At 70.8% G+C, this 14,919-nt stretch carries 16 protein-coding genes; 10 read left to right on the top strand and 6 right to left on the bottom strand.

The features are described 5' to 3' along the window. The first annotated feature begins 1,209 nt into the window (after window positions 1-1,209). Genes QLQ12_RS05355 through QLQ12_RS05345 form a run of 3 tightly spaced genes read left to right on the top strand, consistent with a single transcriptional unit; the run spans window position 1,210 to window position 3,810 of the window. Window positions 1,210-2,070, top strand: a complete 861-nt coding sequence (locus QLQ12_RS05355; RefSeq protein WP_282757506.1) for an ABC transporter permease — start codon at window positions 1,210-1,212, stop codon at window positions 2,068-2,070. Further along, the gene (locus tag QLQ12_RS05350; RefSeq protein ID WP_282757505.1) at window positions 2,063-2,863 is read left to right on the top strand and encodes an ABC transporter permease; all 801 of its coding nucleotides are present in this window, start codon (window positions 2,063-2,065) and stop codon (window positions 2,861-2,863) included. Before QLQ12_RS05355 ends, QLQ12_RS05350 begins: the two co-directional genes overlap by 8 nt. After that, window positions 2,860-3,810 (top strand): ABC transporter ATP-binding protein, encoded by a 951-nt coding sequence (locus QLQ12_RS05345; RefSeq protein ID WP_282757504.1) that lies wholly within the window; start codon window positions 2,860-2,862, stop codon window positions 3,808-3,810. The genes QLQ12_RS05350 and QLQ12_RS05345 overlap by 4 nt, the downstream gene beginning before the upstream one ends. A gap of 92 nt (window positions 3,811-3,902) precedes the next feature. Here the strand turns inward: QLQ12_RS05345 and QLQ12_RS05340 are convergent, their stop codons facing one another. Next, window positions 3,903-4,460 (bottom strand): helix-turn-helix domain-containing protein, encoded by a 558-nt coding sequence (locus tag QLQ12_RS05340; protein WP_282757503.1) that lies wholly within the window; start codon window positions 4,458-4,460, stop codon window positions 3,903-3,905. A 66-nt stretch (window positions 4,461-4,526) separates the two neighbouring features. On the opposite strand from QLQ12_RS05340, the gene QLQ12_RS05335 reads away from it, so the two are divergent. Beyond that, window positions 4,527-5,312, top strand: a complete 786-nt coding sequence (locus QLQ12_RS05335; protein WP_282757502.1) for an AzlC family ABC transporter permease — start codon at window positions 4,527-4,529, stop codon at window positions 5,310-5,312. Continuing rightward, entirely contained in the window at window positions 5,306-5,614 is a 309-nt protein-coding gene (locus QLQ12_RS05330) for an AzlD domain-containing protein (RefSeq protein WP_282757500.1), read from the top strand. The genes QLQ12_RS05335 and QLQ12_RS05330 overlap by 7 nt, the downstream gene beginning before the upstream one ends. A 68-nt stretch (window positions 5,615-5,682) precedes the next feature. Here QLQ12_RS05330 and QLQ12_RS05325 read toward each other — a convergent pair whose 3' ends face one another. From QLQ12_RS05325 to nadA, 3 genes are all read right to left on the bottom strand, one after another. Next, on the bottom strand, window positions 5,683-6,300 hold the full coding sequence (locus tag QLQ12_RS05325; protein ID WP_282757499.1) for a DUF3043 domain-containing protein: 618 nt from the start codon (window positions 6,298-6,300) through the stop codon (window positions 5,683-5,685). Between the two features lie 89 nt (window positions 6,301-6,389). Next, the gene (gene murA / locus QLQ12_RS05320; protein ID WP_282757887.1) at window positions 6,390-7,817 is read right to left on the bottom strand and encodes a UDP-N-acetylglucosamine 1-carboxyvinyltransferase; all 1,428 of its coding nucleotides are present in this window, start codon (window positions 7,815-7,817) and stop codon (window positions 6,390-6,392) included. 136 nt (window positions 7,818-7,953) lie between these two features. Then, window positions 7,954-9,132 carry a quinolinate synthase NadA gene (nadA, locus tag QLQ12_RS05315; RefSeq protein ID WP_282757498.1) on the bottom strand — a complete coding sequence of 393 codons (1,179 nt, stop codon included), beginning with the start codon at window positions 9,130-9,132 and terminating at the stop codon, window positions 7,954-7,956. A 60-nt stretch (window positions 9,133-9,192) separates the two neighbouring features. On the opposite strand from nadA, the gene QLQ12_RS05310 reads away from it, so the two are divergent. The 4 genes from QLQ12_RS05310 (at window position 9,193) to QLQ12_RS05295 (ending at window position 12,394) form a co-directional block, all read left to right on the top strand. Beyond that, window positions 9,193-10,299, top strand: a complete 1,107-nt coding sequence (locus QLQ12_RS05310) for a glycerate kinase family protein (RefSeq protein ID WP_282757497.1) — start codon at window positions 9,193-9,195, stop codon at window positions 10,297-10,299. 88 nt (window positions 10,300-10,387) lie between these two features. Further along, a complete protein-coding gene (gene erpA / locus QLQ12_RS05305; RefSeq protein WP_282757496.1) occupies window positions 10,388-10,756 on the top strand; it encodes an iron-sulfur cluster insertion protein ErpA in 369 nt (122 codons plus the stop codon). 127 nt (window positions 10,757-10,883) lie between these two features. After that, window positions 10,884-11,861, top strand: coding sequence for a carbohydrate kinase family protein (locus QLQ12_RS05300; RefSeq protein WP_282757494.1), 978 nt, complete (start codon window positions 10,884-10,886; stop codon window positions 11,859-11,861). Window positions 11,862-11,878: 17 nt separating this feature from the next. Then, window positions 11,879-12,394 carry an AAA family ATPase gene (locus tag QLQ12_RS05295; RefSeq protein ID WP_282757493.1) on the top strand — a complete coding sequence of 172 codons (516 nt, stop codon included), beginning with the start codon at window positions 11,879-11,881 and terminating at the stop codon, window positions 12,392-12,394. A 67-nt stretch (window positions 12,395-12,461) separates the two neighbouring features. Here QLQ12_RS05295 and QLQ12_RS05290 read toward each other — a convergent pair whose 3' ends face one another. Then, window positions 12,462-12,671, bottom strand: coding sequence for a sulfurtransferase TusA family protein (locus tag QLQ12_RS05290; RefSeq protein WP_282757885.1), 210 nt, complete (start codon window positions 12,669-12,671; stop codon window positions 12,462-12,464). Further along, entirely contained in the window at window positions 12,668-13,813 is a 1,146-nt protein-coding gene (locus QLQ12_RS05285; RefSeq protein ID WP_282757492.1) for a cysteine desulfurase family protein, read from the bottom strand. Before QLQ12_RS05285 ends, QLQ12_RS05290 begins: the two co-directional genes overlap by 4 nt. 175 nt (window positions 13,814-13,988) lie before the next feature. Between QLQ12_RS05285 and ctaC the strand changes: the two genes are divergently transcribed. Next, window positions 13,989-14,915: an aa3-type cytochrome oxidase subunit II gene (ctaC, locus tag QLQ12_RS05280; RefSeq protein ID WP_282757491.1), complete on the top strand. Its 927-nt coding sequence runs from the start codon at window positions 13,989-13,991 to the stop codon at window positions 14,913-14,915. Window positions 14,916-14,919: the final 4 nt, after the last annotated feature.

The following is a 14,919-nucleotide window of genomic DNA, read 5'->3' as shown; positions in this document are numbered from 1 at the left end:
CCGCCCGAAGCGGCCGGGCCACCGGAGCGACCCGGGGCGCCCTGCTCGTGACGCCCGGGATGTCCTTCGTGCCGGCCAGGCACGCCCTCGTGCCGCCCGGGGCCGCCCGGCCCACCGGAAACCGGCCCTCCGTGCGGTGCCGGACGCCCTTGGGCCCCGGCTGCGCCGAACTGAGCCGGGCCGCCGAACTGGCCGTGACCCGCCGGGCCGCCGGAGGAGCCGCCGGGCGGCATCGCGCCACCACGAGGCCCCGGCCCGCCATGCGGAGCGTGGCCGTCCGGGTGGCTGCCCGGACCTTGGCCGGGTCCCTGAGCGCCGGGTCCCTGAGCGCCGGGTCCCTGAGCGCCGGGTCCCTGAGCGCCGGGTCCCTGAGCGCCGGGACCCTGAGCGCCGCGTCCGGCCGCCGCCCCGGGGGAGACCGGCCGGTTGCCGAATCCGCCGGGCTGCTGCGGGCCGCGACTCCACCCTGGCCCGCCGGGCGCGCCGGAGGGAGCCTGCTGCTGCGGGGGACGTCCTGCCGGGGGCCGTCCGCCGTGTCCGGGGGAGACCGGCGTGGACGACATCGGGTGGCCGGGATGGACGGGAATCGGCGTCTGCCCGGGCGCCCCGGACCGGTGTGGCCCTTCGGGGCCGCCCCCAGGGCGGGGCTGGTCGCCGGCGGCACGGCCGTAGAGGGGCGCGGACGCGCGCCGCTGGTCCGGGGCGCCGCCCGGCATCTGGCTGTGCAGGTTGCCCGGCCGGTTCCAGGAGGGTTCGTCTCGCGGCGGCTGCGGTGCGGGGGCGGGCCCGCGCTGTTCAGAGCGCGTTTCCTCGTACCGTGACTGATTTTGATCGGGGGGTGCGGAGGCCGGGACCGCGGCGCGCCCGGAGGGGCTCACCGGGGCCGAGCTGGCGGGCGCGGAGACGCCGCGCGAGGCCTCGTAGACCGGCGTGTGCACGGCCTTGCGGAGGCCGGGATCGCCGGGATAGCGCTGGCCGGGGACCGGCTCCCACTCCCAGGTGATCTCGTAGACCCAGGCGGGCTCGTCGTCCCAGTTGTCGCCCGGCCGGGAGCTCCAGCCGTTCACCGGGCGCCCCACGGGTGGCCCGTCGAATGGCAACGCTCCGTCACGGCGAACTCCACCTGTCAGAAAATGAGCCGCGCCGGCCCGGGGACCCCGCGTAGAGTCACCCGGCTCCGTTGCGGGGATTCGAAAGGAGATTAACGGCGTGGACCAGCGAGACGCCAGCGTGCCGACGATCTCTCGAATAGGTCCGTTCCGCGCCTGGGTCACAACTTTCGGCGCGCTGATCGGGTCGGGTTTCCGGCGATACTCGACCTACCGCCAAGCCACCATAGCCGGAACGTTCACCAACATCGTGTTCGGCTTCCTCCGCTGTTACGTGCTGCTGGCGGTGGCCGCCGAGGCTGTCGGGCAACGGCCGGCGGGGTACGGCGCCGAGCAGCTGGCCACCTACGTCTGGGTCGGTCAAGGTCTACTCAGTGTCATTGGTATCTGGGGTTGGACGGAACTCGCCGATCGGATCCGTAGTGGTGACATCGCGGCCGACCTGTTACGTCCGATCGGCCCGGTGACCGGCTATCTGGCCGCCGATCTGGGCCGGGCGCTCTACGCCATGCTCACCAGGTTCGCCCCGCCACTGCTGGCCGGCGCGCTGTTCTTCCCGTTGCACACGCCGCAGCGCTGGCAGACGGTCCCGTTGTTCGCGCTGTCCGTGCTGCTCGCGGTGATCATCTGTTTCGGCTGCCGGTACGTGGTGAACGCGTCCGCGTACTGGCTGCAGGACGCCCGCGGCCCGATCATGTTGTGGACTCTCGGCTCGGGGGTGCTGGGCGGCCTCTATTTCCCGTTGCGCCTTCTCCCGGCCGAGTTCGTGGTGGTCCTGTGGGCGGCGACGCCGCTGCCGAGCCTGTTGCAGACGCCGTTGGACGTGATCGCCGAGCGGGACGGCCCGGCGTTGCAGGCCGGCCTGGTGGCGGTGCAGGTGGGGTGGGCGGTGCTGATCCTGGCGCTGGCCGCGCTGGTGCAGCGGCGGGCCGAGCGGCGCCTGGTGGTGCAGGGTGGGTGACTGGCGTCCCTATTCCGCTCTGGCGGCCGCCCAGTTCCGGTCGGCGGTGGCCTACCGCGTCTCGTTCATGGTCGAACTGTTCGGCAATGTGGGCGCGACCGTCTTCGACGTGCTGACGGTGCTGGTGCTGTTCCGGGCCACGCCGGCGGTCGGCGGGTTCTCGCTGCGCGAGGCGGTGCTGATCGTCGGGCTGAGTTCGGCCGGGTTCGCGCTGGCCGACTTCCTGGTCGGCAACGTGGACCGGCTCAAGAACTACGTGCGGGCCGGCACTCTGGACGCGGTGCTGGTCCGGCCGCTGGCGGCGCTGCCGCAGCTGCTGCTGATGGACATCCCGGTCCGTAAGGCGCTGCGGGTGGTGTTCGGGTTCGTCGTGCTGGGCCTGGCCGTCGCCGCCAACGACATCGACTGGACGGCGGCGCGGGTGCTGCTGGTGGTGCTGACCCCGCTGGCGGCGACGGTCTTCTTCGGGTCGATCTTCGTGCTCAGCGCGAGCCTGGCGTTCTGGTGGGTGGACTCCGGGGAGATCGGGGCGGCGTTCACCTATGGCGGGCGTGACTTCACCTCGTACCCCATCTCGGTTTACGGCGGTTGGTTCCGCAACCTGTTCGCGTACGCCCTCGGGTTCGGGTTCGTCGCCTACCAGCCGGCGCTGGCGCTGCTCGGCCGCCCCGATCCGCTCGGCCTGCCGGCCTGGGCCGGATTCCTGTCCCCGCTGGTCGCGGCCGTCGCGGCGGCGATCGCCGCCGGCGTCTGGCGAGCCGGCATCCGCCAATATCGGAGCACCGGCTCATGATCAAAATGAAAGATCTCAGAAAAGACTTCACGGTACGGGTGAAAGCGAGCCGTTTCCGGCGAAAGAAGCGAACTGTCGCGGCCGTGGACGGTGTGAGCCTCACCATCGATCGTGGCGAGATGGTCGGCTACATCGGCCCGAACGGCGCCGGCAAGTCGACGACCCTGAAGATGCTCACCGGTGTGCTGACGCCCTCGTCGGGTGAGGTGTCGGTGTGCGGCCTGACCCCCGTCCCGCAGCGCACGAAGCTGGCGCTGCGGATCGGCGTGGTCTTCGGTCAGCGCTCGCAGCTCTGGTGGGACCTGCCGTTGCGGGAGTCGTTCCAGTTGCTCCGGCACATCTACCGGGTGCCGGCCGCCGACCACGCGTCCAGGCTGAAGCGCTGCCGCGATCTGCTCGACCTCGACGAGTTCCTGGACACCCCGGTCCGGCAGCTGTCGCTGGGGCAGCGGATGCGCGGCGAGCTGACCGCCGCCCTGCTGCACGGCCCGGAGGTGCTGTTCCTGGACGAGCCGACGATCGGCCTGGACGTGGTGAGCAAGCAGGCGGTCCGGTCGTTCCTGGCGGAGCTGGGCGCGACCGGTGACGTGACGCTGGTGCTGACCACGCACGACCTGGCCGACATCGAGCGTCTCTGCGAGCGGCTGGTGGTGATCGACCACGGCCGGGTGGTGCACGACGGCAGCATCGAGGCTCTGCACACCCGGTACGGCTCCCGCCGCACCCTCGTCGCCGACCTGGAGAAGCCACTGCCGGACGGGTTCGCGCTGCCCGGCGCGGATCTCACCGCCGTGACCGCCAATGGTCACCGGGTGACCTTCACGCTGGACTCCACGACGGCCGGCGTCGCGGTCGCCGGGCTGGTCGCTGCCGTGCCCGTGCGTGACCTGTCGGTGGTCGAACCGGACATCGAGGACGTGGTGGCGCGGCTGTACGCCGAACGCTAGACACATTCCGCGATCTTGTCGTTTTGCTGCGCACCGCCATCGTGGAACTCCACAAGATTGGAATGGGACGGCGGCGTCGCTGGGTGCACTGCTTAGCGGTGTTCCATGACCAGGATCGCCCAGGAGCCGGGCTCCAGCGCCTCGTAGCTGTGCGGCACGTCACCGGGGAAGGTCACATAGTCGCCGGGCCCGACCTCGACCAGTTCGTCGACCGGGCCGGTCCTGATCCGGCCGGCGGACACCATCATGTGCTCGACGCTGCCCGGGATGTGCGGCTGGGCGTCGCGTCGGGCGCCCGGCTCCAGTTCCAGGACGTAGATGTCGCGCCGGGTGTGCGGCGCTCCCGCTGACAGCAGCGTGCCGTAGAAGTCGGCGCCCTCGGCGCGCACCCGCGGGCTGCTGCCGGCCCGCACGACCCGGACCGGGGACGGCGGCGGCTCGACCAGCCGGCTGAACGGGACGCCGAGCGCGACGCCGAGCGCCCACAACGTCTCGATGCTCGGGTTGCCGGTACCGGACTCCAGTTGGGAGAGCGTCGACTTGGCCAGTCCGGCCCGCCGGGCCAGCTCGGTCAGGGACAGCCCGGCCCGGTCGCGCTCGCGGCGCACGGCTGCGGCGATGACGGCCAGCGGCGGTGCCGGCTGATGCATGTTCGCTCCATCGATCAGGTTGTTCGGTTTGACGAACACCGCTGAGTGCGTTCAATATTTCGAACTATGGGGACGTTATATCGAACGAAGGCTCGGCCCCGTGACATCGGGGCACTGGCCGCCGCCACGCTCGCGGTCGGCGCGTCCTTCGGCGCCATCACCATCGCGTACGGCCTACCCGCCTGGGTCCCGGTCGTCATGTCGGTGCTGATCTTCGCCGGTGGCGCCCAGTTCCTGGCGGTCGGCCTGCTGGCGGCCGGCAACCCGATCGCCGCCGTCGTCGCCGGCCTCCTGCTCAACGCCCGGCACCTGCCGTTCGGCCTGGCCGTGGCCGACACCCTCGGCGCCCGCTGGCGGGACCGTCTCGTCGGCAGCCACCTGATGACCGACGAAACCGTCGCCTTCGCCCTCGCCGAGTCGTCGCCCGCCGCCCGTCGCCGCGTCTACTGGCTGGTCGGCGCCACCATCTTCGTGACCTGGAACACCGGAGTAGTCCTCGGTGTGCTGCTCGGCGGGGCCACCGGCGACCCGGACGCGCTCGGCCTCGACGCCGCCTTTCCGGCCGGCCTGATCGCCCTGATCCTGCCGTCCCTGCGCGACCGCGGCACCCGGCTCGTCGCCCTGACCGGCGCGGCCGTGGCGGTGCTGCTCACCCCGGTGCTGCCTGCCGGCCTCCCGGTCATGTGCGCCCTGCTCGGCCTGCTGGTGCTCCTGCGCCCGGCTCGCCGAGACCCGGCTCGCCGAGACCCGGCTCGCCGAGACCCGGCTCGCCGAGACCCGGCTCCGCCGTCGACCCCCGAAGCCGCTGACCAGGTCGAGAAGACGACCGAGCCGAAGGAGGCGTCATGCTGATCGCCGCGATCGTGGCACTGGCCGTGGGCACCTACGCCTTCCGGCTCAGCGGCGTGCTCCTGCGCGACCGCCTGGAACTCTCCGACTCGTTGCAGCGGATGCTGCCGATGGCGGCGACCGCGCTGCTGACGGCGCTGGCCGGTACGGCCGCGCTGATGGCCGGCAGCGAGTTCGCCGGCCTCGCCCGCCCGGCCGGCGTGCTGGTCGGCGGCCTGCTGGCCTGGCAGAAGGCCCCGTTCGTCGTGGTCGTGCTGGCCGCCGCCGCGGTGGCGGGCCTGCTCCGCCTGGCCGGCGTCGCATAACGGAAGAGCGTGTGAGGCTCGGGCGCGATCCGCGCCTCGACCTTCACACGCTCTTTGTCGCGGCCGGGTCAGACGGTGGCGCCGAGCTCGACCTTCGGCTTGGGGACCCGCATGCGGCGGAAGGTCAGGCCGCGCATGATCCCGTAGAAGTAGAGCGATCCCAGCTTCTGCGTCGTGTCCGGGAAGCGGGCGGTGATCTGCTTCTTGATGCGGCGGCTGATGAAGACGCTGTCGATGAGGACGGCCAGCGCCAGGCCGGCCCAGAGCACGTTGCTGGCGGTCCGCACGATCGGGATCGCGACCGAGGAGCCGATCAGCACGACGACCGCGCCACCGATGAAGTAGGACCCGGCGGTGCGGCGGGAGTCGACGATGTCACGGACCAGGGACCGCTCCGGGCCCCGGTCGCGGGCGAGAAGGTAACGCTCGTCACCGTTGCGCATGCCCTCGGACGCCTCGGCCCGCTCGGCCCGCTGCCGCTCACGGAGCTGCTTGTAGGCCTCTTTGCGGTTGGCCGGCGCGGGATCCTGCACCCGGCGGCCCTGGGCGGTCCGTTTCGGCGTGACCACACCCAGCTCTTTCTTGCTGGGGGTGTAGCCCTTGGGGCGAGGCTCGGCGGCGATCACCGCCTGCTCCTCGGGAGCGGAGGCGACGTCGGCTGACTTGCGGCGAAACAGCGGGGACACGTCAGAAGCGTAGCCAAACGGCGCGGTGTGTCACACACCGCGCCGTTGATCGTGACTAAATCGCAGATCAGAGCAGGATCAGAGCAGGATCAGGGACGTTCGACGTGGGCGCCGAGAGCGGCCAGCTTGCCTTCGAAGTCCTCGTAGCCGCGCTTGATCAGCTCCACCCCGTAGACCCGCGAGGTGCCCTCGGCGGCCAGAGCCGCGATCAGGTGCGCGAAACCGGCCCGCAGGTCGGGGATGACCAGATCGGCGGCGTGCAGCTTGGACGGGCCGGCGATCACCGCGGAGTGCATGAAGTTGCGGCGGCCGAACCGGCACGGGGTGCCGCCCAGGCAGTCCCGGTAGACCTGGATGGTGGCGCCCATCTGGTTCAGCGCCTCGGTGTAGCCGAGCCGCTGCTCGTACACCGTCTCGTGCATGATCGAGATGCCGCGTGCCTGGGTCAGGGCGACGACCAGGGGCTGCTGCCAGTCGGTCATGAAACCGGGGTGCACGTCGGTCTCCAGCGCGACGGCTTTCAGCTCGCCGCCCGGGTGCCAGAACTTGATGCCGCCCTGGGCGCCGCTCACACCGTTGCGGGCCACCCGGTCGTCGGTGATCTTCAGCTCGCCGCCGATGGACCGGAAGACGTTCAGGAACGTCATCATGTCGGCCTGGCGGGCGCCCAGCACCTCGATCTCGCCACGGGTGGCGAGCGCGGCCGCCGCCCAGCTGGCGGCCTCGATCCGGTCCGGGATCGGCTTGTGCTCGTAGCCGTACAGCCGGGGGACGCCCTGGATCTCGATGACCCGGTCGGTGTGCACCGTGATGATCGCGCCCATCTTCTGCAGGATGCAGATGAGGTCCATGATCTCCGGCTCGATGGCCGCGTTGCGCAGCTCGGTGACGCCCTCCGCGCGGACCGCGGTGAGCAGCACCTGCTCGGTGGCGCCGACGCTCGGGTACGGCAGTTCCAGCTTGGCGCCGTGCAGGCCGTTCGGGGCACTCAGGTGCATGCCCTCGGGCGTCTTGTCGACGACCGCGCCGAACTCGCGCAGCGCCTTGATGTGGAAGTCGATCGGGCGGGGGCCGATGTGGCAGCCGCCCAGATCCGGGATGAACGCGTGGCCGAGGCGGTGCAGCAACGGGCCGCAGAGCAGGATCGGAATCCGGCTCGAGCCCGCGTGCACGTTGATCTCGTCGGTGCTGGCGCTCTCCACGTTGGTGGGGTCCATCACCAGCTCGCCGTCCTCGACGCCGGCGGTGACCTTCACACCGTGCAGTTCGAGCAGCCCGCTGACCACCTCCACGTCACGGATCCGCGGAACGTCGAAGAGGCGGCTGGGTGACTCACCGAGCAGAGCGGCGACCATGGCCTTGGAGACGAGATTTTTGGCGCCACGGACCCGGATCTGCCCCTGCAGCGGCGTACCGCCGTGCACGATCAGGACATCGTCGGTCAACGTAACCTCCAGCCGGTGGGCACGAGTGCGCCCAAGGATCGAGTAAGCAGAGCGCGGGCGGGGGTACCCGATTCTGCAACCGGGGAAGCATAGCGCTGAGTGACAACCACGGCAGCCGTGGCGGAGCGTGAAACGCCGTTTAAATGCTGTTGACTAAGGTCGACTTAAGAAATCCACCATGTGGGTGGATTCGCGCGACTACACAGCGTTACGGCAAGGCGAGCATCTGGTCGAGCGCGATCCGCGCCTCGTGCGCGGTCTTCTCGTCGACCGTGATCACGTTCGGCACCCGGCCGGCGACCAGCTCCTCCAGCGTCCACACCAGGTGGGGGAGGTCGATCCGGTTCATGGTGGAGCAGTAACAGACCGCCCGGTCGAGGAACATGATCTGCTTGTCCGGGTGGGCCAGGGCCATCCGGCGGACCAGATTGAGTTCGGTGCCCACCGCCCACGCCGAACCGGCGGGCGCGGCGTCGAGCGCCTTGATGATGTATTCGGTCGAGCCGACATAGTCGGCCGCCCGGACCACGTCGTGGCGGCACTCCGGGTGCACCAGCACGTTGACGCCGGGGACCCGCTCACGGACCTCGCGGACGCTGTCGAGGGTGAACCGGCCGTGCACCGAGCAGTGCCCGCGCCACAGGATCATCTTCGCGTTGCGAAGCTGGTCGGCGGTCAGGCCGCCCTGCGGCTTGTGCGGGTCGTAGAGGACGCAGTCGTCCAGCTCGAAGCCCATCTCCAGGACCGCGGTGTTGCGGCCGAGGTGCTGGTCGGGCAGGAAGAACACTTTCGAACCCTGCTCGAACGACCAGTCCAGGGCGCGCTTGGCGTTGGACGAGGTGCAGACCACGCCGGAGTTCCGCCCGACGAAACCCTTGATGTCGGCGGAGGAGTTCATGTAGGTCACGGGCACGATCTGGTCGGTGATGCCGAGATCCTGGAAGTGCTCCCAGGCCGTCTCGACCTGCCCGAGGACCGCCATGTCGGCCATCGAGCACCCGGCCGCCAGGTCGGGCAGGATCACCCGCTGCTCCGGCTTGGTCAGGATGTCCGCGCTCTCGGCCATGAAGTGCACACCGCAGAAGACGATGAACTCCGCGTCCGGCCGGGCGGCGGCCTGCTGTGCGAGCTTGAACGAGTCACCGGTGACATCGGCGAACTGGATCACCTCGTCACGCTGGTAGTGGTGCCCCAGGACGAACACCCGGGAACCGAGCGCCGCCTTGGCCGCGGTGGCGCGGGCCACCAGATCAGGGTCGCTGGGAGCGGGCAGATCGCCGGGGCAGTCCACCCCGCGCTCGCTCGCCGGATCGGTGTCCTTGCCGAGCAGAAGCAGAGCCAGCGGGGTGTTCGAGGGTTCGGTCCAGGTCGACGTCACGTCAGCCATGTTCGCACAGCGGGTGAGACGGTAGCTGCGCCTGCGGGAGTGTGCTGCCACACTCGCGGGGTGCGCGTACTGATCTGTCCGGACAAGTTCGCCGGCACCCTCTCCGCTCCCGAAGTCGCCAGGGCCGTCGCCGACGGCTGGTCCGCCCCCGGCGACGTCCTCGTCCAGCGCCCGCTCGCCGACGGCGGCCCCGGTTTCGTCGAGGTGCTCGCCGCGGCCCTCGACGGCCGGCGGATCCCGGTCGCCACGGTCGACCCGCTGGGCCGCCCGGCCCACGGCGAGATCCTGCTGGCGAACGGCGTCGCCTACGTCGAGAGCGCCCAGGCCTGCGGCCTGCATCTCCTCACCGCCGCCGAGCGTGACCCGAAAGCGGCCACCTCGTACGGCCTGGGCCTGCTGATCGCCGCCGCGGTGGAGACCGGCGCGGCGGAGGTGGTGGTCGGCCTCGGCGGTTCCGCGGTCAACGACGCCGGCGCCGGCATGCTGGCCGCTCTCGGCGCCGCCCCGCTGGACGCCGCCGGGTACGCCCTGCCCTACGGCGGCGCGGCCCTGATCAGCGCGGTGACGCTGGACGGCGTCCCGCAGTTGCGGCAGGTCCGGCTGGTGGCGGCGACCGACGTCGACAACCCGCTGACCGGCCTGCACGGCGCCAGCAACGTCTTCGGCCCGCAGAAGGGCGCCTCCCGGGAGGACGTGCTGCTGCTCGACGCGGCTCTCGAACACTTCGCCGGCGTGCTGGAGAAGGCGTTCGGCGCCGAGGGCCTGGCCGCCCGCCCCGGCGCCGGCGCGGCCGGCGGCATCGGTGCCGCCCTGATCGCTCTCGGCGGCGAGGTGACCTCCGGCATCAATCTGGTCACGAATCTGATCGGCCTGGACCGCGAGCTGGACGCCGCCGATCTGGTGATCACGGGCGAGGGCTCGTTCGACCACCAGTCGCTGCGCGGCAAGGTGGTCGCCGGGATCGCCGCCGGCGCCCGCGACCGTGGCCTGCCGTGCGTGGTCCTGGCCGGGCGCAACGAGACCGGCCAGCGGGAGGCCTCGGCGGCCGGGGTGACCGAGACGCACACCCTCGTGGAGCATTTCGGCGATGTCGCGACGGCTTTCGCCGAACCCGCCCGTGGCCTGCGTGAACTCGCCGCCCGGCTGGCGGGGCAATGGAGCAGGTGATCTGTTCCGCCCCGGATTGGGAATCGGAGGGAATGGGGTTAGCGTTGCCTGGTACGGCACATGACCGCACCTGGCAGGGAGATACCTAGTGACCACTGAAGCGCACACCGAGTCGACCGAGGCGACCGCCCCGACCGGCGTCACCCTCACCGACGTCGCCGCGGTGAAGGTCAAGGCCCTGATCGAGCAGGAAGGGCGCGACGACCTGCGCCTGCGCATCGCCGTACAGCCTGGTGGCTGTTCCGGCCTGCGCTACCAGCTCTTCTTCGACGAGCGTTCGCTCGACGGCGACGTCGTCAGCGACTTCGACGGTGTCGAGGTCGTGGTGGACCGGATGAGCTCCCCCTATCTGGCGGGCGCGACCATCGACTTCGCCGATCGCATCGACGCTCAGGGTTTCACCATCGACAACCCCAACGCGCAGAACTCCTGCGCCTGCGGTGACTCCTTCCACTGAGTCACGGCAACTACTGAGTCACGGCAACTTCCGAACAGGCCGTCCCGTTAACGGGACGGCCTGTTCGGCGTAACCGCCCGGTAGTCTCATGGCGTAACGCCCCCTGTTCCCGACCCCGAGGGCCGACATGAAGATCGCCGTCACCGGCTCGATCGCCACTGACCACCTGATGCACTTCCCCGGCAGGTTCGCCGAGCAGCTCATCGCCGACCAACTGCACAAGGTCTCGCTCTCGTTCCTCGTCGACGACCTGGTGGTCCGGCGCGGTGGCGTGGCTCCCAACATCGCCTTCGGGATGGCCAAGCTCGGCCTGCGGCCGATCCTCGTCGGCGCGGTCGGAGCGGACTTCGCCGACTACCGCTCGTGGCTGGAGCGGCACGGCGTCGACTGTGACTCGGTGCACGTCAGTGACGTGGCTCACACCGCTCGGTTCGTCTGCACCACCGACGACGACCTGAACCAGATCGCCTCGTTCTACGCCGGCGCGATGGCCGAGGCCCGCAACATCGAACTGGCCCCGGTCGACGAGCGGGCCGGCGGCCTCGACCTGGTGCTCGTCGGTGCGAACGACCCGGCCGCGATGATCCGCCACTCGCAGGAGTGCCGGGCCCGCGGTTACCGGTTCGTCGCCGACCCGTCGCAGCAGCTCGCCCGGATGGACGGCTCCGACGTGCTGAGCCTGATCAGCGGCGCGGAATACCTCATGACCAACGAGTACGAGCGGTCCCTGCTGGAGACCAAGGCCGGCCTCACCGGCGAGCAGGTCCTGGAGCAGGTCCGGATCCGGGTGACCACGCTCGGCAAGGACGGCGTGGAGATCACCGGCCGGGACATCGAGCGCATCCACGTGCCGGTTGTCCCCGGCGTGATCGGCGAGGACCCGACCGGTGTCGGCGACGGCTTCCGGGCCGGCTTCTTCGCGGCCGTCTCGTGGGGTCTCGGGCTTGAGCGCGCCGCCCAGGTGGGCTCGCTGGTCGCGGCCCTCGTGCTGGAGACCGTCGGCACCCAGGAGTACGACGTGAAGCCCGCCGAGTTCAGCAAGCGCCTGGCCGCCGCGTACGGCGAAGAGGCGGCTGCCGAGATCACCCCCTTCCTCGCGGCATAAGGCGTAGACCTTCAGACATGGTTCTAGCGGTTTTCGCCGGCCTCCCCGGAGTCGGCAAGAGCACCCTGGCCGCCGCGGTCGCAGCTGAGCTGCCCGCGGCGAGCCTCGCCGTCGACACGGTCGACTTCACCCTCCAGAGATACTCGGTGCACGAGCCCCGTCCCGGCTTCGCCGCCTACGGGGTGGTGGCCGCGCTCGCCGAGGAACAGCTGAGGATCGGCCACCACGTGATCATCGACGCGGTGAACCCGGTCAAGGCGGCCCGCGAGTTGTGGACCGACCTGGCCGACCGGATGGCGGTGCCGCTGCGCGTCGTCGAGGTGATCTGCGGCGACGACGACGAGCACCGCCGGCGGGTCGAGTCCCGTTACGCGGTCCGCGACCACGACGGCATCCCCGACTGGGTCCGGGTCCTGGAGCGTCAGGCCGAGTACGAGCCCTACCTGGGCCCGCGCCTGGTCGTCGACACCCATCTGGCGAAGGACCCGGTCTCCTCGGTGATCGACTACCTCACCGACGATCACCGGCGGTGAGGCGGCGGGCCGCTCGGCGGCCCACCTCCTCACCCGGCGATCGTCCGCGCGGCGAGGGCGGAGCCGGTCAGCTGCGCCTTCGCACGTCGAAGGCGTGGCCGTCGGCCGCGACGAACTCCTGATCCTTCATCCGGCACCAGGCGGGGATGTCGTTGGCCGCGGCCGGGTCGTCGGCGAGCACCCGCACGATCTCGCCGACCGCGACCGTCGGGATGGCCTTGGCCAGCCGGATGACCGGAATCGGGCAGCGCAGGCCACGGCAGTCGATGGTGATCAGAGGCCGGCCTCCTTCCGGAGGTCGGCCACCACGCCCGGCAGCACCGCCAGGAACCGTTCCACGTCGGCCTCGCGGGTCTCCCGGTGCAGCGACAGCCGCACGTTGCCGTGACTGAGAACACCCATCGCCTCCAGCACGTGACTCGGCCGTAGCGTCGACGACGTGCACGACGAGCCGGACGAGACCGCGAAACCGTGCCGGTCCAGCGCGTGCAGCAGCGCCTCCCCGTCCACGTAGAGACAGCTGAACGTCACCAGGTGCGGCAGCCTCTCCACCGGGTCGCCGACGATCTCCACGTCCGGCACGGTCGCCGCCACGCGCTCCCGGATCCGGTCGACCAGCGCGCTCAGCCGCACCGCCTCGACCTCCGCCTCGCCGGCCGCCGCCCGCAGGCTCGCGGCGGCCGCGACCACTTGCGGCAGTCCGGGCGTGCCCGGGTCGCCGGGGCGATAAAGATCATCCTGGGGGTACGGGGAGAGCCAGCGCACACCTTTACGGACCACCAGGACACCGACTCCGGGCGGGCCGCCCCACTTGTGCGCGCTGGCGCTCAGCATCGACCAGCCCGTCGGCACCGAAGCCCGGCCGGCCGTCTGCGCCGCGTCCACGAACAGCGGCACCCCCGCCTCGGCACAGAGCTCCGCCGCGGCGGCGACCGGCTGCACCGTGCCCACCTCGTGACTCGCGCTGATCAGACTCGCCAGGGCCACCCCCGGCCTCGCCACCTCGGCCGCCCAGGCGTCCAGGTCGAGCCGGCCCAGCCGGTCCACGCCGACCGTGACCGCCTCGGCCGTGCGGGCCGCGTGCAGGACGGCCGAGTGTTCGATCGCCGAGTGCACCAGGGTGCGGCCCGCGCGTCGACGTCCTCCGACACCGCCGAGGACCGCCGCCTGCGCCGCCGCCGTGCCGGACGGCCAGAAGGAGACCTCGTCCGCCCGTACGCCCAGGATCTCGGCGACCACCGCGGTAGCCGCCTCGCGCAGTTGCTGGGCCCGCCGCCCGGCCGCGTAGAGCCGGGTGGGGTCCGCCCAGCCGTCGGCGAGGGCCGCGAGCAGGGCCTCGCGGGTTACCGGATGCGGCGGCGCCGCGGTAGCGGCGTCCAGGTAGACGGGCGCCCCGGCCGGATCGCCTGTGTAATCCACACAGGGAACGGTATCGTCCGGATGTCGGGTGTTCTCCGACGGCCGCTTCACCGAAGGCCCTACGCCCCCCGGTGGCGGGCGGCTCCGGCCAGGTCGAGTAGTGTGCGACCGTCGGTGAGCCTTGCCGCCAGAAGTCCGGTTTCGGCAGGCGGCGCTGCTAAGGAGGCAGAAGCAGGTGGGCGCAAGGAGTTCGGCCACACGGCCGCGGGCAGTAGGCCGGGCGGCCGGGCTGGGTCTCGGCGGCGCGACGCTGCTGACGCTGCTCTCGGGCTGTTCGATCGCGGACTGGGGAGATGCGTTCGGCCACTTCGGCTGGCCGAGCCGGGGCATCAGCCTTCAGGCACACGAGATGTACGACCTGTGGATCGCGTCGACGATCGCGGCCCTCGTGGTCGGTTTCGGCGTGTGGGGTCTGATCTTCTGGTGCGTGATCCGGTACCGCAAGCGCGGCGACGAGTTGCCCGTGCAGACCCGGTTCAACATGCCGATGGAGATCCTCTACACGGTCACGCCGGTGCTGATCGTCGCGGTGCTCTTCTACTACACGGCGATCGTGCAGACCAACGTCGACCGGCTGTCGAAGAACCCCGACCAGGTCGTCGAGGTCGTCGCGTTCAAGTGGAACTGGCAGTTCAACTACCGCGACGGCATGGGCGAGAAGGCCAACACGGTCGCCTCGACCGTCGGTTCGTCCGACGTCATCCCGATCCTGGTCCTGCCGGTCGGTGAGAAGATCCGTTTCGAGGAGACCAGCCGCGACGTCATCCACTCGTTCTGGGTGCCGGAGATGCTGTTCAAGCGGGACGTGTTCCCCGGCAACGTGCGCAACGTCTTCGAGGTGACCCTCGACAAGGAGGGCCGCTACGTCGGCCGGTGCGCCGAGCTGTGCGGCACCTACCACGCGTTCATGAACTTCGAGCTGGTCACGGTGTCGTCGGGCGAGTTCGACCAGTACATCGCGGCGCGGAAGGCGGGTCAGTCGACCCAGCAGGCGCTGGTCGCGATCGGCAAGGAGCCGTACGCGACGGAGACCTCGCCGTTCAACACCCGGCGCCAGGCCAACACCTGGAACCAGCCCGAGACCGTAGCCGTGGGGAAGTAGGACT

This window comes from Actinoplanes sandaracinus, assembly GCF_030009775.1.
In the GTDB taxonomy this organism is placed as follows: domain Bacteria; phylum Actinomycetota; class Actinomycetes; order Mycobacteriales; family Micromonosporaceae; genus Actinoplanes; species Actinoplanes sandaracinus.
The sequence above is the reverse complement of the archived record's forward strand: the minus strand, read 5'-3'. Positions and strand labels throughout refer to the sequence as shown.